This is a genomic window from Anaerococcus nagyae, from assembly GCF_040364225.1.
Classification (GTDB): domain Bacteria; phylum Bacillota; class Clostridia; order Tissierellales; family Peptoniphilaceae; genus Anaerococcus; species Anaerococcus nagyae.
On the sequence record NZ_AP031484.1, the window covers coordinates 1,854,973 to 1,873,701 of the forward strand.

Annotated in this window: 18 protein-coding genes; all 18 read right to left on the minus strand. The window is 31.5% G+C overall.

Annotated features, from left to right (window positions below):
• Nucleotides 1–31 precede the first annotated feature (31 nt).
• Nucleotides 32–976: an NAD(P)-dependent oxidoreductase gene (locus ABXG81_RS09050; RefSeq protein WP_117520513.1), complete on the minus strand. Its 945-nt coding sequence runs from the start codon at nt 974–976 to the stop codon at nt 32–34.
• 116 nt (nt 977–1,092) lie between these two features.
• The gene (locus ABXG81_RS09055; protein ID WP_316115765.1) at nt 1,093–1,884 is read right to left on the minus strand and encodes a nitrilase-related carbon-nitrogen hydrolase; all 792 of its coding nucleotides are present in this window, start codon (nt 1,882–1,884) and stop codon (nt 1,093–1,095) included.
• Nucleotides 1,885–2,075: 191 nt separating this feature from the next.
• Nucleotides 2,076–2,873: a putative hydro-lyase gene (locus ABXG81_RS09060; protein ID WP_117520517.1), complete on the minus strand. Its 798-nt coding sequence runs from the start codon at nt 2,871–2,873 to the stop codon at nt 2,076–2,078.
• Entirely contained in the window at nt 2,870–3,814 is a 945-nt protein-coding gene (locus ABXG81_RS09065) for a biotin-dependent carboxyltransferase family protein (RefSeq protein ID WP_209813525.1), read from the minus strand. Before ABXG81_RS09065 ends, ABXG81_RS09060 begins: the two co-directional genes overlap by 4 nt.
• On the minus strand, nt 3,807–4,556 hold the full coding sequence (gene pxpB, locus ABXG81_RS09070) for a 5-oxoprolinase subunit PxpB (RefSeq protein ID WP_353529255.1): 750 nt from the start codon (nt 4,554–4,556) through the stop codon (nt 3,807–3,809). Before pxpB ends, ABXG81_RS09065 begins: the two co-directional genes overlap by 8 nt.
• Nucleotides 4,557–4,566: 10 nt before the next feature.
• Nucleotides 4,567–5,847, minus strand: coding sequence for an NRAMP family divalent metal transporter (locus ABXG81_RS09075; RefSeq protein WP_117520523.1), 1,281 nt, complete (start codon nt 5,845–5,847; stop codon nt 4,567–4,569).
• Nucleotide 5,848: 1 nt separating this feature from the next.
• A complete protein-coding gene (locus tag ABXG81_RS09080) occupies nt 5,849–6,625 on the minus strand; it encodes a 5-oxoprolinase subunit PxpA (RefSeq protein ID WP_117520525.1) in 777 nt (258 codons plus the stop codon).
• Nucleotides 6,626–7,098: 473 nt separating this feature from the next.
• A complete protein-coding gene (locus ABXG81_RS09085) occupies nt 7,099–8,346 on the minus strand; it encodes a sodium/glutamate symporter (RefSeq protein WP_117520527.1) in 1,248 nt (415 codons plus the stop codon).
• Between the two features lie 47 nt (nt 8,347–8,393).
• On the minus strand, nt 8,394–9,590 hold the full coding sequence (locus ABXG81_RS09090; RefSeq protein ID WP_353528826.1) for a sodium ion-translocating decarboxylase subunit beta: 1,197 nt from the start codon (nt 9,588–9,590) through the stop codon (nt 8,394–8,396).
• A 9-nt stretch (nt 9,591–9,599) separates the two neighbouring features.
• Nucleotides 9,600–9,989, minus strand: a complete 390-nt coding sequence (locus ABXG81_RS09095; RefSeq protein ID WP_117520531.1) for a biotin/lipoyl-containing protein — start codon at nt 9,987–9,989, stop codon at nt 9,600–9,602.
• 38 nt (nt 9,990–10,027) lie between these two features.
• Nucleotides 10,028–10,366, minus strand: a complete 339-nt coding sequence (locus ABXG81_RS09100) for an OadG family protein (RefSeq protein WP_117520533.1) — start codon at nt 10,364–10,366, stop codon at nt 10,028–10,030.
• Between the two features lie 437 nt (nt 10,367–10,803).
• Complete coding sequence (gltS, locus tag ABXG81_RS09105; RefSeq protein ID WP_353528827.1) at nt 10,804–12,033, minus strand: sodium/glutamate symporter; 1,230 nt, start codon at nt 12,031–12,033, stop codon at nt 10,804–10,806.
• Between the two features lie 239 nt (nt 12,034–12,272).
• Nucleotides 12,273–13,043 (minus strand): carbon-nitrogen family hydrolase, encoded by a 771-nt coding sequence (locus tag ABXG81_RS09110; RefSeq protein WP_209814309.1) that lies wholly within the window; start codon nt 13,041–13,043, stop codon nt 12,273–12,275.
• A gap of 198 nt (nt 13,044–13,241) precedes the next feature.
• Entirely contained in the window at nt 13,242–14,348 is a 1,107-nt protein-coding gene (locus tag ABXG81_RS09115) for a biotin--[acetyl-CoA-carboxylase] ligase (protein WP_117520537.1), read from the minus strand.
• Between the two features lie 130 nt (nt 14,349–14,478).
• Entirely contained in the window at nt 14,479–15,066 is a 588-nt protein-coding gene (locus ABXG81_RS09120) for a biotin transporter BioY (protein ID WP_353528828.1), read from the minus strand.
• A gap of 188 nt (nt 15,067–15,254) precedes the next feature.
• On the minus strand, nt 15,255–17,246 hold the full coding sequence (gene ftsH, locus ABXG81_RS09125; RefSeq protein WP_316115756.1) for an ATP-dependent zinc metalloprotease FtsH: 1,992 nt from the start codon (nt 17,244–17,246) through the stop codon (nt 15,255–15,257).
• On the minus strand, nt 17,247–17,717 hold the full coding sequence (locus ABXG81_RS09130; protein ID WP_117520543.1) for a MarR family transcriptional regulator: 471 nt from the start codon (nt 17,715–17,717) through the stop codon (nt 17,247–17,249).
• Between the two features lie 128 nt (nt 17,718–17,845).
• Nucleotides 17,846–18,727 carry an FAD-dependent oxidoreductase gene (locus ABXG81_RS09135; RefSeq protein WP_353528829.1) on the minus strand — a complete coding sequence of 294 codons (882 nt, stop codon included), beginning with the start codon at nt 18,725–18,727 and terminating at the stop codon, nt 17,846–17,848.
• Nucleotides 18,728–18,729 lie beyond the last annotated feature (2 nt).

The following is an 18,729-nucleotide window of genomic DNA, read 5'->3' on the forward strand; positions in this document are numbered from 1 at the left end:
TTTTTATAGCAACTTTCAATGTTAATCTTAATTATAAATCAAAGTGTTTTTTGATATTTCCAAGTACAACATCACCTATATCATCTTGAGAATCTTTTGTAGATCCACCTATATGTGGAGTGATATAGAATCTATCACAATCAAACAACTTGCTTTCTACATGAGTATCTGTAGAATCAAGTCCACCTGCACCAAGTTCATTTGAAATAGTATCAAAGTTTGCACCGCCTATAACTTTATTTTCTAATGCATCATAAAGAGCATCTTCATTTACTATTCCACCTCTAGCAGCATTGATGATTATAGCATCATCTTTCATTTTTTCTAGTTCTTCTTTACCTATCATATCTTTTGTATCAGGTGTTAGAGGGATGTGTAAAGTAATAATATCAGATTTTTCTAATATTTCATCAAGGTCTGTTAGTTTTGTGTAGTCTTCTTTAATATCAGCTTCTGTGAGGAATGGGTCTCTTGCAAGTACATCCATATGGAATACATTTGCTATTTCTCCAACTCTTCTACCTATAGCTCCGTAACCTATTATTCCAATAGTTTTATTTCTAAGTTCTCTACCTTCCCATCTGTACTTATTCCAGATTCCTTCATTTTTGATCTCATTTTGAGCTTGTACTGTATTTCTATAAAGATCAAGTATTTTTGCTATTACAAGTTCTGCTACAGCGTTTGCATTAAGTCCTGGTGAGTTATATATTTCTATACCTTTTTCTTTAGCATAATCTTTATCAATATGATTTGTTCCTGTTGAACCTACAAAGATTGCTTTTAGGTTCTCTCCTGCATCCATGATATCTTTATCTATAAATGGATCAACCCTCATTATTAGCATATCATATGATGGAATAAGCTCCATTAGTTTTTCTTTACTAGGAAGCATTTCCTTGTCATATTCGATTCCCAAATCTTTCAATCCATTGTCAATTTTATCTGACATATAATCAATTATTAAGGCTTTCATTTAAAATTTTCTCCTTTATTTTATGTGATGTGATAACATTTTCATATACTATTATAACACAGGCTATTTTTTTATCAACATCTATTTTTTATAGTTTTTTCGATTTTTGTTTTACTCTAATTATATAAATTCCTATATAGGTCTTCTCTTCTATCATTTAAAATTCTAAATGTTTCTTTGTAATCTTTTGTATCATTTATATCTATACTTGCTGTCTTGATAGGACCTTCACTACTTGTCTCTATTATATATCTTCCCATTGGATCAACTATCTGAGAATGGCCTCCAAAATATCCTTCAGAGGCTCTTCCAATAGAATTTACACCAACCACAAATATTTGGTTTTCAATAGCTCTTGCTCTAACTAAGCTATCATAGTTAATCATCCAATCTTCATGCCAAGCTGCTGGATTAAACAATACTTCTACACCATCTAAAGCATAAGAGGTAACCCATGAAGCAAATTCTATATCATAACAGATTACAACTCCACACTTTATACCATCTACATCAAAGATAAGTCTATCATTCCCGGCCTTTACTATTTCCTTTTCTCCAGAACTTGAATATAAATGTGTTTTATCATAATGACCTATAAGCTTACCAAGCTTATCAAATACATAAGAAGTATTGTAAATGCTACCATCTCTTTTATCTAAAACGGATCCACCAATTATATAGATGTTTAATTCTTTGGAAAGCTTTGATAATAGTTGCTTAGTATTTTTCCCATTATTATCTGCATATTTTATTGCTTGACTATCTATTTCAGCCGTATTAAATATTTCTGGTAATACTATAACATCAGGATTTTCTTTTCCTGCTTTTTTTATTAAATTTTCTGTCAAATTAAAATTATAAGTTGCATTTAATCTAAGCAGTTCTGGTTCTATTAAGGATATTTTCATTAATCATTGCCTTTCAAATAAAAAGAAATTACCACACGATAAATAAACCATCTTTATTAATTCTTGCTATAAGAGTACTCGCAAGTAAAAATAAAAAATAAGTTTTTAAGAGCTAACTTAATAGTATTATGACTTATAAGTTAGCTCTAATAAAACGATAATTGTTTATAATTTTGTAACAATCTCTCTAATTAAAATACTGATACATACGCATCTTTTTTATCTAATATAAGCATATGACCAGGTGCATGAGTAATCATAATTTCTGGTTTTGAGGCCATAGCTACAGCTTGTGGAGTTACTCCGCAAGCCCAAAATACCGGAACTTCACCTTCTTTAAAATCACTTCTTTCGCCAAAATCTGGATTATCAATATCTTTGATACCAATCACCTCAGGATTTCCTATATGGATTGGTGCTCCATGAGTAGCTGGGAATCTTGCAGTTACTGTGCTAGCTCTTACTACATCCTCATATGGTATAGGTCTCATAGAAACTACCATATTACCATGAAAAGATCCCGCACTTTCACATTCAATATTTGTAATATACATAGGAACATTATGTTCGTCTTCTATATGCCTTACAGGAATACCTGCTTCAATCATAGCCTTTTCAAATGAGAATGAACATCCTATTACAAATGTCACAAAGTCATCTTGCCAAACATTTTTAAGATCAGTTACTTCTTCTTTGAATTCACCATTTTCATAGATTCTGTATTTTGGTATATCTGTTTTTATATCTGCTCCATCAGCCATAATCTTAGTTAATGATGAGCCTTCATCTAATACTTCAAGTATTGGACATGGTTTTGGATTTCTTTGGGCAAAAAGTAAAAAATCATAAGCATATTTTTTAGGCAAAATAGCCAAATTTGCTTGTAAATAACCTTCACTCATTCCTGATGTAGGCATATTTACTTCGCCTATTCTAATTAATCCTCTAACTTCCTTAGGACTCATGTTTGCAAGTTCACTTAATTTCATGCATTTAGCTCCTTAGCGATATTTTCAAAAGTTTCATAATAGTCACGAGCAATTTTATTTGCCTCTTCTGGGCTTACTTCTGTGAATATTATCTTATCTTTATAATTAAGGTTTCCTAATTTATGAATATCAGCTGTGATCACAGTGCCAACTTTTGTATATCCACCAGTTGTTTGTCTATCTACAAATAGAATGATTGGTTGTCCATTTGAAGGAACTTGTATTGACCCTAGAGCTGTACCATCAGATATTATATCTGCTGATTCTTTATGCTCAATTTTATTTCCTGAAAGCCTTATACCCATACGGTCAAAATCTTTTGTTACTGTGTATCCACCTGAGTTAAAGAAATCAAATATTCCTTTATCTGTAAAAGCATCATCTTGTGGACCTCTTACTACTCTTAATTCACTAAATTTAGAATATTGATTTATATATTTTGCTGCAAGCTTTCTTTCTTTTGTACCTTCTGATACTTTTACATCAAAGCTATCATCTGTCATTAGCTTGCGTCCTTTATAGCCACCTATAGCAGTCTTTAGATTTGTAGATTTTGATCCATTAACTACTGGAACATCAATCTCTCCACCAAAAGCTATATAGCCTCTGAATCCATTTTTAGCAGCAGTTAAGTTTAATTCATCACCTTCTTTTACTAAATAAGATCTATAATTTTCTATAGGTTCTCCATTTATATTTGGAGAAAAATCTGCTCCTGTAAGGGCAATTAGCATTGGTTCATTAAATTTAAAACTTGAACCTAAAAATGCCATTTCGATTACAGCATCATCTTTATCATTTCCTACAAGTAGATTAGCTATTCTAGCATTATAATCGTCTGCAAATCCTGAAACATTGATACCTATTTCTTGGTAACCGTATCTTCCACTATCTTGTATAGTGGACAACATGCCACCATTTATAACTTCAACATTAGCCACGGAGTTCCCCCCTCTTAACTTCTTTTATATTTACCTTATAAGTTCCAGCATTAACCTCTTCTAAAATCTTATTATATGTTTGCTCATCAACTGAAACATATCTAATATAATCACCTGCATTTATAAATACTGGCGATTCTGGATTAGATGGATCATAAAGTTTTACTGGTGTTCTGCCTATTAGTTGCCATCCTCCTGGTGATTCTAGTGGATACATACCTGTTTGTGTGCCTGCTATACCAACTGACCCTGGTACTATTTTAAGTCTTGGAGATGAAAGTCTTGGAGTTGCTATTCTCTCATCTAGACCACCTAAATAGGTAAATCCTGGCAAGAACCCCATCATATATACCAAATAATCTACACCTGCATGTATTTTTATAACTTCATCTTCAGAAAGTCCTGCATTTTCTGCTACATTAGATATATCAGGTCCGTATTCTCCTCCATAAAGAGTTGGGATCTCTATTAATCTAACATTCCCATCTGAAAGATTGGTATCTGCTATTTCTATAGAATCTAATTTTTCTACAAGTTCATCAAAAGTAAAAACTCTAGGATCATAGTTGATTAATATTGATCTATAAGTTGGCAAAATATCAACAATACCATTTAGTCTTTCATCCTTAAGATAATTTACTACCTGAGATATACTTGCATTAATTTCTTTACTAATTTCATTACCAAATTCCATTACAAGAGCACTATCTCCTGATGGTAAATATTTTATATTTTCCATTATATATTTTCCTTTATATTCCTACGCTTACCATTTCAATCAAAGTTTTTATACTCATAATACCAGTAAATATAACAACTAAGATGCCAAGAACATACAATAGTTTTGAGTGTTTGTATTCTCCTATAATATCTTTCTTTCTAGTTGCTGCTAACATTACAGCAAGTGTAATAGGTAAAATAAATCCATTTAATGTACCTACTACTACAAGTAATTTTTGTGGCTTACCTATAATAATAAATACTATTGTTGAAATTACTAAAAATAGGTTAGTAATCAAGGACTCTTTTTTAGCAACAGTTGTCGATAAAGTTTTAAGGAATGATACAGATGTATATGCTGCACCTACTATAGGAGTAAGTGATGCTAGGAAGAATAAAAGTCCAAACACCTTATATCCGACATTTCCTGCTCCAACTCTAAAAGCTGTTGCTGCAATATCTTGAGGATCGATTTGATCACGAGCTATTCTTATAGCACCTAATATAGCTAAGAATAATAATACCCTCATAATAAATGCTACGACTATACCTAAAATAGCTGATTTATTAACTTCATCAAGATTCTCTTCTCCTGTTATACCAGCATCAACTAATCTATGTCCACCTGAAAAGATGATATATCCACCTACTGTACCACCAATTAAAGTAATAATTGCAGGGAATAATTCAGTCATTGATTTTTCTGGGACTATCATAGATCCAAACGCTTCTCCAACTGGAGGCTTTGTCTTTATAGCAACATATGTTATAAGTATTATCATTATGATACCAAAGTATTTTGATGTTTGATCCAAAATACTTTTAGCTTTTGGATTAGAGAATATTAGAATTCCTATAATACCACCTATAGCAGCACCTATCCTTGGATCTAGTCCAAATAAAATATTTAAACCAATACCTGCACCACCTACATTACCAATATTAAAAGCAAGTCCACCAATAGCAACTAAAGCAGCAATGAAATATCCTAAGCCCGGTAAAACTTTATTAGCTATATCTTGACCTCTCATACCTGATACAGATATAACTCTCCAGACATTTAGTTGAGCAATTAGAGATATAAGTACGGCAGATAATATTACAAAAGCAAAAGACTTATCTAAGTCAAATGTAAATTTACCTGTCTGTGCTATAAATCCTGGTCCACATGATGATGCAGCCATTAAAAAAGCTGCACCAATGAGGACTGAAGGATTACTCTTACTTTTTACAGATTTAACTGTAGACTCGTCTTTAGGCTCGTATACAGCTTTATCATTAGTAGTATTTGTATTTTTATTGTTTTTTGTCATCCTATTTTCCTAAAAATTCGTCCAAAGAAGTAACTTTAATCCCTTCTTCTATTAGACCTTCCTTTAAAATTCTAACAAACTCTAAAGCTTCTGGGTTATCTCCATGCACACAGATAGAATCAGCTGCTATGTCTATCTCCTTACCATCAGCTGTAGTAACTTTTCCTTCCTTTATCATTTTTATTACACGTGGTAGAGCTTCTTTAGGATCTTTTACAAAAGCCCCTGGAAGCTTTCTATTTACCAAAGTTCCATCTTCATTATATCCTCTATCAGCAAATACTTCTTGGGCTACTCTTAGTCCACGTTTTTTACCTTCTTTAGCTATGTATGATCCTGATAATACCATTAATATTAGATCTTTGTTATACTCTTCAACCGCATCCAAAATAGCATTAGCTAATTTTTCATCATTGCAAGCAGTATTATAAAATGCTCCATGTAATTTTACGTGTTGTAATGTTGTTCCATGAGCTTTTGCAAATGCTTCTAAAGCACCTACTTGATATAAGAAATATCCACGAGCTTCTTCTGGACTAACATCCATCTTTCTTCTACCAAATCCCATTAAATCAGGATATCCTGGGTGAGCACCAATTCTTACACCTTTTTGTTGAGCTAACTCACAAGTTTTATCCATAATAAGTGGATCACCTGCATGATAACCACAAGCTAAATTAATACTTGTAACATACTTTATAATTTCTTCATCTAATCCTATTTTATATGAACCAAATGATTCCCCTATGTCACTGTTTAAATCAACATAATATTCCATTATATCTCTCCTTTACTATTCTAATGTCATTCTTAATCATTGTAGCACAAAATCGATTTCATGTAAATTATAAACCTCACTATTTTTATATCACAAAATATATACAGTGAACGCAATTAATTAACAATAAATAATAAGAATTTTTAACTATAAAAACAATATCTAAATAAAAAATCACTGAGGATGAATTTTGATAAAATTCATCCTCAGTGAGATAAGTATATGTCACTAAAAATACAGGGAATACAGTTTCAAGTTGTAAAATATTTATACTCAATAAGGTATTTACTAATATATATTATATTATAAATCAACTTATACATTACTGCTATATATTAAAAACTAAAACAACCTTTTTCTTTTGCTTACTTCACTACTATATTTTTATAGTATAACGAAAACTAATCTAATCGAAAAAGGTTATTAACATAATTTTATACTTAGTGAATGTATTCTATTATGATAAATATTATTTATCTTAATAAAGAGCCTAAGACTGACAACAATATAGGATTAAATATATCATCTATAATTACAGCAAACGAAGGATAAAACACCCAAGCTAAATTATGATATCCATACTCTTGCATAACAGCCTTTACATTAGCTACAGCATTTGGACCTGATCCACAGCCCCAGCCACAGTTACCTGCTGCCATAACAGCTGCTCCATAATCTGATCCGAAAGCTTTAAATGAAATAGTTAAAGTAAATACTGCAATTAAAATCGCTTGCAATAATAATATAACTACTAAGGATGAAGCTTGAGAAGCTATAGCTGTTATGTCAATTGTCATTAATACCAAAGCTAAATATAATTCTAAAAACATATCCTGAATTGCATTAACTTCTGGAATATAAAGCTCACTTCCACTTTTATCTTTTATATACCTAGCTATAACGCCTGCAAATAAACATCCAATAAATTTAGGCATTTGTATAAGGGGTATCAAATCAAGTAAATATTTTACTGGTATTCCTATGGCAGCAATTAATAACATCATTGCAAAAGATCTAATCATCTTTGTGTTGTCAATTACAGCAACAATATTTTTCTTAGCTGTTTCTGGCTTATCATTAGGATCAGATTTTAAATTATGTTTTCTGATTAAATATGCAGCTACAGGACCGCCCACTAATGATCCCATGATATTTCCCATAGTACCTGCTGCTACACCAAATTCTGTTACATTATTTGGTGCACCCATAGATTGAAATATAGGACCAAAAGCCGCTGCTGTTCCGACTCCACCACTCATGCCTGCAGATGAAGCCTGTAAACCCAAATAAGGATTGAGACCTAATACTTTAGCAGCTCCCAAACCTAATAAGTCTTGTAATAATATCAGTAAACAGGAAACCCAGGTCACTCTTAATACAAGCTTACTTCCAGCACTTTTCATAAGTTCTGTGGAAAAACTATACCCTACAGCCAAGAAAAATAAGTTCTGAGCCAAATCTTTAGTTACTTCTGCATCAAAAGTAAGGTCTATAATTCCCACAGTTTTGATTAATGATATTATAAGCGAAAATATAATGCCAGAGACCACAGGAGCAGGTATAGCGTATTTTTGTAAAGCTTTTGATTTACTTACCAAAAACCTACCAAGAAATATAACTATAGCAGCAAGTCCAAGTGTAGTAAGATACTCAAACTTAAATGAAGTAATTTCCCCTGGATTTTTACTTAATTCACCAAAATAAGATAAAAATTTATCCATAATCCTCCTTTGTTATAAAATACAAACGCCTAAATTGTTGTCTATTATTATCCAAATAATGTGAGTAACACACCTGCTGCTACTGCAGAGCCTATAACACCTGATACATTTGGACCCATAGCATTCATTAATAGGAAATTACTTGGATCAGCTTCTTGTCCAACTACATTAGATACTCTAGCAGCCATAGGTACAGCTGATACTCCGGCAGAACCTATAAGTGGATTGATCTTATTTTCATCTTTTAAAAATAAATTCATAAGCTTAGCCATTAAAACACCAGTTGCAGTTCCTATTGCAAAGGCAATCAATCCTAATAACATAATCTTTAGGGTAGCTAAGTTTAAAAACTGTTCAGCAGATGCAGAAGCACCTACAGATAATCCTAGCAATATGGTAATTATATTCATGAGTTCATTTTGAGCTGTCTTTGTTAAGCGATCAACTACTAGGGATTCTTTCATTAAATTACCAAACATAAGCATACCGATTAAAGGTGCTGCATCTGGTAAAGTAAGGGATACTAGTAAAGTTACTAGTATTGGGAATATTATCTTTTCTTTCTTAGATACCTTTCTCATTTGAGGCATTTTAATTACACGCTCATTTTTAGTTGTCAAAGCCTTCATTATAGGAGGTTGTATAATCGGAACAAGCGCCATATATGAATAGGCTGCTACAGCTACTTGACCTAGCATATGAGGAGCAAGTTGTCCTGTTAGATAAATCGATGTTGGACCATCTGCCCCACCTATTATAGCAATAGAAGAGGCCTCTTGACCATTAAAGCCTAGTAATATAGCCCCCATAAAGGTAAAGAATATACCAAATTGAGCTGCTGCACCTAAAATTAATGATTTAGGGTCTGCTATTAATGGACCAAAGTCTGTCATAGCTCCAACACCCATAAATATTAAAGGTGGAAATATACCTAATTCATCACCCTTAAAGAAATATCCTAATAATCCTCCAGGTTGCTGTAACTCACTGACTACAGATATCACTCCACTAGCTTTATTAGAATCAATTATTGTAAGCTTATCTATACCTGCTTGCATTAGACCAGCTAGTGGTAAATTTGTTAAAAGCATTCCAAAACCAATAGGTAGTAATAATAATGGCTCAAATCCTTTAGCTATAGCTAAATAAATTAAAACAACTGATATAACTAGCATTACCACTGCTTGCCAAGTAAGTGCGGCAAAGCCAGTAGAAGATAAAAAATTCCCTATTACATGTGACATTATTTTCTCCTAAGCGATATCTACAAGTGGATCCCCTGTATTTACATTATCCCCACTAGCTACATGTATTTTATTAACTACTCCGTCATTAGGAGCTTTTATATCATTTTCCATTTTCATAGCTTCAAGTACTAATAGTACATCACCTTTAGATACTGATTCACCTTCACTAACATTTATTTTATTTATTGTTCCTGGTAGTGGTGAAGTAACAGATGAAGCTGATGCTGCCGCAGGTGCTGCTTGCTTTTCTGTTTCATTTGATGTTGATGCTGCTGGTTGAGTATTGCTAGCAGGTTGATAAACTACAGTTGGTCTTTTTTGAGATTCAAGAAAATCATCTTCTTCTACTTCAACCTCGTAAGTCTTTCCATTAACTGTAACATTTAATTTTTTCATAAATTCCTCCATAATTATATTATGATTTATACTATATATTAATTTTCTTTAATATGTATCTTTACTGAATCGCTTCCCAAGGCTTGACAAACTGCTGCAGTAATTACTGCTACAACTTCATCTTCATCCTCTACTTCTACTTTTTTTACAGTTTTTTTTGCTGGACTTGTTTTAGAAGTTTCTTTTACATTATTAGTTTCCTTCTTATCTCCAACAGCTTTACCCATAAGTTTTATTACTAATATTAATATTACTAATACCGCAAAAACTGTTCCCATAGAAAGTAGAGTTGTTTGGCCTGCTCCCTGCATTTTTTGCGCAGTAGTCAATGTATTGATATCGTTTGCTAATGCATCTAAAATTTGATTTGAATTCACTTATTCCTCCTTTCTAAATTCTAATAGTTTCTGATACAATAATTCTACAATTCTCAAAATATAAGATTATCATATCCTAGATTATATAATACCAAATTTTAATATTCTTTTAAAGAGATAACTAGGATATCGTATTTATATATAAACAAAAATCATATTTTTAACTAAAACTCTTGATTTTTAAATATAAAATTTATAGAACAATAATTTGTATAATATCACACAATATTTCTAACACGATAATTTAAATAGATACTAATTAACTTAACAAAAAAGCAAAAAAGTGATACCACTACTAATCTATAGTATCACCTTTTTTACTTAAACATTAGTCTCAAATAACCAAGCGGGAAAGGTAAGTTATAGCATAATCTTAAACCCGTAACCTATTTATAATTTTATAAGATATCTTGGTATATTACTAACATCAAAAATTATTAAAATGTAATCTGTGCAAATACAGTTATCATTAATACATTAATAATATCTATTGCAAATGCTCCTACCATCGGCAAGATAAAGTATGCTTTTGGAGCAGGACCATATTTTTCTGTAATGGCATCCATATTAGCCAAAGCATTGTATGTAGCTCCCATGCCAAATCCACACATACCCCCAGCTAGAACAGCTGCATCATAGTCGCTACCCATAACTTTGTATGTTATAAAGTAAGAAAATATAGCCATAAATATAGTTTGTGCAAATAGAATTATTAACATTGGACCAGCTACTGCTTTTAGTTGTGTTAAGTCAAGTGTTATAAGGGCTATTGATAAGAAAATATTAAGTCCCATAGCTCCACATATATCATTAGCTCTTTGATTTATTTCCCAACCATCTTTTTTACCAATTGTGTTTACATATATAGCCGCAAAAATCATAGCTGCTACATACTCTGGTAAGTTAAGAGGTGTTCCTACTATTGATACATTGTCATATAAAAATTGCTTTAATATAGCACCTAATCCAACTGAAATAAATATTAAAGCAAAAACTTTTAAAAAGTCATCTACTACTAGTGGATGGTCTTTTTCAATTATTGCTTCTTCTTCACTATCTGGTTCAACAAGTAATTCTGGATTTGGTTTTAAGTTATGTCTTTTGATTCTAGCAGAACCAATTGGTCCACCTATTAATGAACCCATAATTACACCAAATGTAGCTGCAGCTAATGCAACGACTTCTCCAGCTGGTAATCCCATAGCTTCTAATTCTGGACCCCAAGCCCCTGCTGTACCATGTCCACCAACCATAGTAATAGATCCACAAACAAGACCTAGCAATGAGTTTTGACCGATAAGTTTAGCAAGCCCCATTCCAATAATATTTTGGAAAGCTACAAGCACTACAGATAGAATAAGGAATATTACAAATCCTTTTCCACCTTTTTTTAGTGTTTCCAGGTTTGCTCCTATACCTATTGATGCAAAGAAAACCATCATAAATGGATCTTTTAATGTCGTATCCATTTCAAAAGTTGCTATACCAGATGATTTTAGGATAAGATGAATTATAGCAAATAAAAATCCTCCAATTACTGGTGCTGGTATACAAAATCTATCGAAGAAGTTAACATTCTTCCTTAAGAATTTCCCCACATAAAGCATCACGATAGCTATTGCAGTCGTTTGCATCATATTAGTAGAAATAGTGTGAATACCGTCCATATTGCCTCCTTAAATATGTATTCCGAGTGATATACTCTACATTATAGCCGATATATGTTAAATGATTAACGGCAATTATAATATATCAAAATGTTTTCCTGCTGTCAATAGTTTTATTCTTTATTTTATTAAATACCTAGAAAATTTTATTAAATATCTGATTAAATATATAAAAAAAATCACCACTTATACCAAATTAAGAGATAAATGGTGATGATATTTTAACTTATATTTTTATACTAATATAGATCCGCTCTTCTATCATTATATATATTCATCTGTTTCCTAACATCTTTGACTTGATTCATATTTATTTCTGCAGTTTTTACTCCTGTAGTCTCATAAGGTTCTACAATATAATCTCCTAATGGATCTACTATCATAGAATGTCCACCTGAATCATCTTTATATCTAGTAGAATTAACTCCTACTACAAATATCTGATTTTCAATGGCCCTTGCTCTATTTAAGGCTTCCCAATGATTTAATCTAGATGTTGCCCATGATGCGCATATAAATAAAATTTCTATACCATCTAAAGCAAACTTTCTAGTCCGCTCTACAAATCTTACATCATAGCAAAGTACCACTGCACACTTTACTCCATCCATTTCAAAAGTTGCATATTTATTTCCACTAGTAAAAAGCTTATCTTCACCTGCTGGGGAGAACAGATGTATTTTGTCATATTCACTTAAGAGTTTTCCGTTTCTATCATAATTATAATTTCTATTGTATATTTTGCCGTCTTCTTTGACAGCAACTGAACCTCCAACTATGTTAATATCTAATTCCTTAGAAATATTTGATAAAAACTCTTTGGATCTTTCCCCATCAACATCAGCTAGTTCTTCTATATTTTTAGGATAATAAAAAGTATTCCATGCTTCAGGTAAAACTACAACATCAGCTCCCTTGCTTTTACTTTTTCTAATCGTATCTTCAATTAATTTATAATTATTATCAACTTCCCCCTTAATCGGGGCAACTTGTCCTAGTGCTATTTTCAATTTTTCCTCCAGTATATCTTATCAATTACATAAAAATGATACCCTAAAGTACTCAAAATAAAAAGAATCCTATTAATATATTATAATTATACATATCCATAATTTTAATATTAAAAACAATTATATTATAGTAAAAAAAATACCAGATACTGGATAAATTAGTAACTGATATTTTTTATTTTTTCTATTTAAAAATTATTATTTATTAAATTTTAATCTATAATAACCATAAGAAAAGGATTTTTCTTCTCCGTCTACATCTAAAACAACATCTAAATTTTCATCTAATCCCACTAAAACTCCTGAAATTTCTTCACTTTCATTGTAGACAGTAACAAGATCATCTTTTTTTGCTATTAGTTCATTGTACTTTTCTAAAAGTTTTGTATGGCAAATTCCCTCTTGCATAGAAAATATAGCTGGTACAACATAGTATTTTACATTTTCTATAATGTCTCGAGTGGAAAGATCAGCTTCTTTGCCTAGAAGTGTCGTCATTTTTTCTTTTAAATTTTCTGGAATAGGAGATTCTTCTACAAGATTTATACCAATTCCAACTATTGTATATTGAGCATGTCCCTTACAATCTACTGCTGATTCGCAAAGTATACCTGCAAATTTCTTATCATCTATATACAAATCATTAAGCCATTTAATCTTTATATCCTCATCAGATATTTTCTTTAAAGATTTAGCAACTAAAACACCCGCTTGTGAAGTTACTAAGACTAAATCAGAGTCAGGTACCTTTATATTTAAGCTAATATATAATCCACCTTTTGGAGAAACAAATAAATGATCTTTTTGTCCTTTTCCCGCAATTTGCTCATCAGCAGTTACTATTCTGACCTTATGACCCTTCTCAAGTTCACCTTTCATATAAGTATTTGTAGATTCAACAGATTCTAAATGCTCTTCTTCTTCCATCCAAGCTAGCTTTTCATCTGTAAGATCTTTTAAAATTGTTTCAATTTTATATTGATCATCATTTAATAAATCTGATGCTTCTTCAAATTTATCCAGGTACTCTTCTCTTTTTTCATAATCTAGTTCAACTAGTGAATAGTACATATAATAGTACATATAAGTTGATGGACCCTTAGAAAAATAAGCCTTTATATTGACTTTTTTGATATACTCATTAAATCTATCTAATTGTCCTAATAACATCATTAGTTTTGCTGATAAGACCTTATAAGTGTTTAATTGATTATCAGATGTCTTATCAATAACAAGATCTAAGGCACGATTTATCTCGTTTGATTTTAAAAGATAAACTATATTATTTTCAAGTATTTGGCTCATAATTTAGCCTCCTTTATTTTAATTTATTACATAATTATTCTCTTTTATAAAAACCTTACTAAATTTTAATCTCTATTTAAAATTTATAGAGAGATCTACTAAAGTAAATTAATCAGTGTAAAATAAAATTTTATTTATTACCTATAGTGTTTGACTCATAACTAGTACTTTCTATTTTATTATTAGAATCATCTACATACTTATAAGTCCTCTTATATACAATAATTGCCACTAAAATTTTAGCTGCATCTGGGATTATAAATGGTATAAATCCTAGGCTTAAAACCTCTTTCATAGGAACTTCTACACCATTTAATTTTGTTAGACCGTATTTTAAGTAAATTAACCCGATTAAATAACTCACTATAACTCCAACTATAATTCCACTTATAATTTTTTTGTTATCCATACTTCCATGTGCCATTTTTGAAATTATGTAAGCCATTGGTATAAAGCTTATTATAAATCCAAATGTAGGGCTAGCTAAAGATTGAGGCCCTCCAGAAAAACCTGCAAATATAGGCACACCTATTAGCCCTATTATCATATATAAGAATGTTGATAATGCTGCATGAGCTGGTTTTAGATATAGGCCTGCCAATATTACAAATAGGGTTTGTAGTGTAAATGGAACTGGTCCTAAAGGAATTGTTATAAAAGATCCTACAGCTATCAAGGCTGTACTTAATGCAATTCTGGTTAATTCTTTACTTGTCATTTTTCACCTCTTTCTTATATGTATTGATCTGCCACCTTAAATATGATTATAGCATAATATTTTAATAAATGTAAACGATAACAAATTTAAAACCAAATTATTATACATTGTTAAGTTATACTATTAAAATTCTAATAAAAAAAAGATGCTAAGAATAGCTATACTATTCAAAAGCATCTTTCAGATTTTTAAATATCAGTATCTGGTGCTTCTGGCAAATCATTTTCATCATCAGATATAGGTGGTAAATCTTCCTTTTCTACTTCACTATCATTTAGATTTTTTAAATCTACATCTGTGTTCTCCCTGATTTCTTCTTTATCCACAGAATCTTCTTCTTTACGGTTTAAAATTTCCATAAACTCTTCACCTGTAATAGTTTCTTCTCTTAATAAGAAATCTGATATTTCATGAAGCTTATCCATATTTTCTTTTAATATCTCTACAGCTCTCATGTGGGCCTGATTGATAATTGATTGTACTTTCTCGTCTATTTTATTACCAGTTCCACCTGAAACTATTAAATTTCTTTCTCCTCCAAGATATCTACCTTGGATTTGTTCTAATTGCATGAAGTCAAAGTCTTCATCCATGCCATAGATTGTAACCATAGACCTTGCCATTGCTGTAGCTCTTTCTATATCGTTACTTGCTCCTGTAGTTTTTGTATTGAATATAAGTTCTTCTGCTGAACGTCCACCTGCAAAAGTACAGATTTCATCAAATAGCTCTTGCTTAGTCATAATATACTTTTCATCTTCATCAACTGTCATAGTATAGCCTAAAGCACCACCAGTTCTTGGAACAATAGTAATTTTGGTTACTGGTGTTTTCTGTGTTTGTATAGCTGCTACTAAAGCGTGACCTACTTCATGATAAGCAATAATTTTCTTTTGATCATCGGAAATGACCGCATTTTTCTTTTGTTGACCTGCAATTACTACTTCTATCGATTCTTCTAGATCTTCTTGACTTAATTTTTTACGACGCTCCCTTACTGCACGCAAGGCACCTTCATTTACTATATTTGCTAAGTCAGCACCTGAAGTACCTGCTGTTCTTCTAGCAATTTCTTCATAATCAATATCATCTTCACGTTTAATATTTTTTGCATGAACCTTTAGTATATCTTCACGACCTTGCTTATCAGGTAGTTCAACTTCAACTTGTCTATCAAAACGTCCTGGACGTGTTAGAGCTGGATCTAGGATTTCTGGTCTATTTGTTGCAGCTAAAAGAACAACGCCTTCTGTTGCATCAAAACCATCCATTTCATTCAATAATTGGTTTAGTGTTTGTTCACGTTCATCATTGCCAGAAAATCCACCAGTATCTCTTTTTTTACCTATAGCGTCAATCTCATCTATAAACACTATACATGGCGCTTTCTCCTTAGCTTGTTTAAATAAGTCACGCACCTTGCTAGCGCCAAGTCCTACAAACATTTCTACGAATTCTGAACCTGATATAGTAAAGAAAGGTACACTTGCTTCACCAGCTACAGCCTTAGCAAGTAATGTCTTACCTGTTCCTGGAGGCCCTACTAAAAGTACCCCTTTTGGAATTTTAGCACCAATTTCCTTATACTTACCTGGATTGTGTAGGAAATCTACTATTTCAAACAAACTGTCTTTGGCTTCTTCTTGTCCTGCAACATCTTTAAATGTCTTACCTGTTTTATTTTCTACATAAACTTTTGCATTGGATTTACCAAAATTCATGAAGTCCGCGCCACCGCGACCACCCATGGTTTTCGTAAGAGATCTTGATGCAAAAACAAAAATCACCCATAAGAATAATAGCGGTAAAATAGACGTTAAAAATAGGGTTAACCATGGATTCATAGTTGTTTCTATTTTTCTAGAAAAAGTTAGCTTATTATTATGTTTTTTAGCTTCTAATAATCTATCTGTAAGATCAGTATCTGCCCAAAGACCTGTTTCATAAGTTTTTTCTTTGCCATCTACAATAGCTTTAAATGTATACTTTGTATCATCTTTTGAAACTTCTGTTACTTGGTCCTTCTCAATCATTGATACAAACTGACTGTAGCTTACTTCTTCTGCCTCTCCTTGAGTTACAATTGGACTTATTGCAAAACGTATTATTATATATAATATTATTCCAATTATCCAATAATAAAGTAGAGGTCTATTACCTTTATCCTTTTTATCTTTCATTTATAGTCCACTCCTTGAGATGTAATTATCAAGCAGTTCATCAAGGGCTCCTAATTCATCGATTATAGTTTGCAAGTTAACATCTATTCCATCAGTTGGTATATCAGTTCTAATTTGATCAAAATATTGTCCAACCTTTTCGGCAGATTTACGTCCCTTTTCGGTAAGAGTTACATTTACTACTCTCTCATCTTCTTCAGAACGTAATCTATCAACGAACCCTTGTTTTTCTAGCTTTTTACATATATTTGAGATATTACCACCAGTAACACCGATGGCCTTTCCAAGATTACCTATGGATTGAGCATCTCCGCTCGCATAAAGAGTTATTAACATCTTTAATTGTAAGGTAGTAATACCTGTCTCAGTTGCTGTGTCTTGTAACAATATGTCAATTTTATGAGAAATCTCTCTTATCATTGAGAAAATTGAATTATTAAATTCAAAAAAATCTATATGCTCTGTAGCCATATTTCCTCCTGGATAATAATTTATCTACTAACTTATTTTACATATTATTAATTTTTTTGCAATCAAAAAAATATTATTTTTAATTAAATTAATTAAAAATAATATTTATTATAGTATTATTTAATATATTATTTATTCCAGAAATCTTTTTCATACTTTCCATTTTCTATTAATGTAATATATTTAGCACTATCTAAGGATGCTATTTGCCCTTGACCAGCAGCCTTATTTATCTGATAAGGTATACCTGCTATATCTCCTGCTGCATAAAGCCCCCTAATATTAGTTCTGCAATTTTTATCAACTATAATATGTTCCTTATCTACAGCTATTGATGGAACTAGTCTTTCAGGCTTTGAAGAATCTCTTATAATAAAAAATCCATCAGCTGAGATTTCTTTCCCAGAACTAAATCTAAGCGTATTAGCCCTATCTTCACCTATAAATTCTAATGGCTCTTCACCACTTATGATTTCTATACTAGGATTTAGGTCTATATCATTCTTATACATATTTACATATGTAAGTTTTCCTACAATCTCTGAAGTAAAGTTTGCCTCTTCAACCGATTCCGCATTATAGCCTATAACTACTACTTCTTTTCCTTTATAGAGAGCGGCATCACATGTGGCACAATAACTTACGCCTTTTGCAAAAAACTCATCTTCATTTTCCAAATCTTTTTTAAGATCTATACCTGTGGCAACTATAACAGAAGTAGCTTCTATAATATCATTATCTTTTAGCATTAATGAAAAATAATCTCCCATAGCATAGACCTGCTGGATCTTTTTATTTGACCTTTCTATATTTTTTCTACTTTCAATAGATTTTTTGAAGTTTTTATTTAACTCATTACCATTTATATGGGTAAAGCCTAGATAATTATCTATCCATGCCGTCTTTGTAAGTGATGGGGAATCTACACCAAATAATATTATATTTTTATTTCTAACACTTGCATTTAAAGCGGCACTAAGCCCGGCTGGGCCAGCACCGATTATTGCCATGT

Bases quoted from the DNA above. Each gene is read 5' to 3' on its own strand.
- ABXG81_RS09055 (WP_316115765.1), bottom strand. From the start codon at position 1,884: ATGAAAATATCCTTAATAGAACCAGAACTGCTTAGATTAAATGCAACT.
- ABXG81_RS09090 (WP_353528826.1), bottom strand. From the start codon at position 9,590: ATGTCACATGTAATAGGGAATTTTTTATCTTCTACTGGCTTTGCCGCA.
- ftsH (WP_316115756.1), bottom strand. From the start codon at position 17,246: ATGAAAGATAAAAAGGATAAAGGTAATAGACCTCTACTTTATTATTGG.
- ABXG81_RS09085 (WP_117520527.1), bottom strand. From the start codon at position 8,346: ATGGATAAATTTTTATCTTATTTTGGTGAATTAAGTAAAAATCCAGGG.
- ABXG81_RS09095 (WP_117520531.1), bottom strand. From the start codon at position 9,989: ATGAAAAAATTAAATGTTACAGTTAATGGAAAGACTTACGAGGTTGAA.
- ABXG81_RS09050 (WP_117520513.1), bottom strand. From the start codon at position 976: ATGAAAGCCTTAATAATTGATTATATGTCAGATAAAATTGACAATGGA.
- gltS (WP_353528827.1), bottom strand. From the start codon at position 12,033: ATGGACGGTATTCACACTATTTCTACTAATATGATGCAAACGACTGCA.
- ABXG81_RS09080 (WP_117520525.1), bottom strand. From the start codon at position 6,625: ATGGAATATTATGTTGATTTAAACAGTGACATAGGGGAATCATTTGGT.
- ABXG81_RS09130 (WP_117520543.1), bottom strand. From the start codon at position 17,717: ATGGCTACAGAGCATATAGATTTTTTTGAATTTAATAATTCAATTTTC.
- ABXG81_RS09075 (WP_117520523.1), bottom strand. From the start codon at position 5,847: ATGACAAAAAACAATAAAAATACAAATACTACTAATGATAAAGCTGTA.
- ABXG81_RS09060 (WP_117520517.1), bottom strand. From the start codon at position 2,873: ATGAAATTAAGTGAACTTGCAAACATGAGTCCTAAGGAAGTTAGAGGA.
- ABXG81_RS09120 (WP_353528828.1), bottom strand. From the start codon at position 15,066: ATGACAAGTAAAGAATTAACCAGAATTGCATTAAGTACAGCCTTGATA.
- ABXG81_RS09135 (WP_353528829.1), bottom strand. From the start codon at position 18,727: ATGGCAATAATCGGTGCTGGCCCAGCCGGGCTTAGTGCCGCTTTAAAT.
- ABXG81_RS09115 (WP_117520537.1), bottom strand. From the start codon at position 14,348: ATGAGCCAAATACTTGAAAATAATATAGTTTATCTTTTAAAATCAAAC.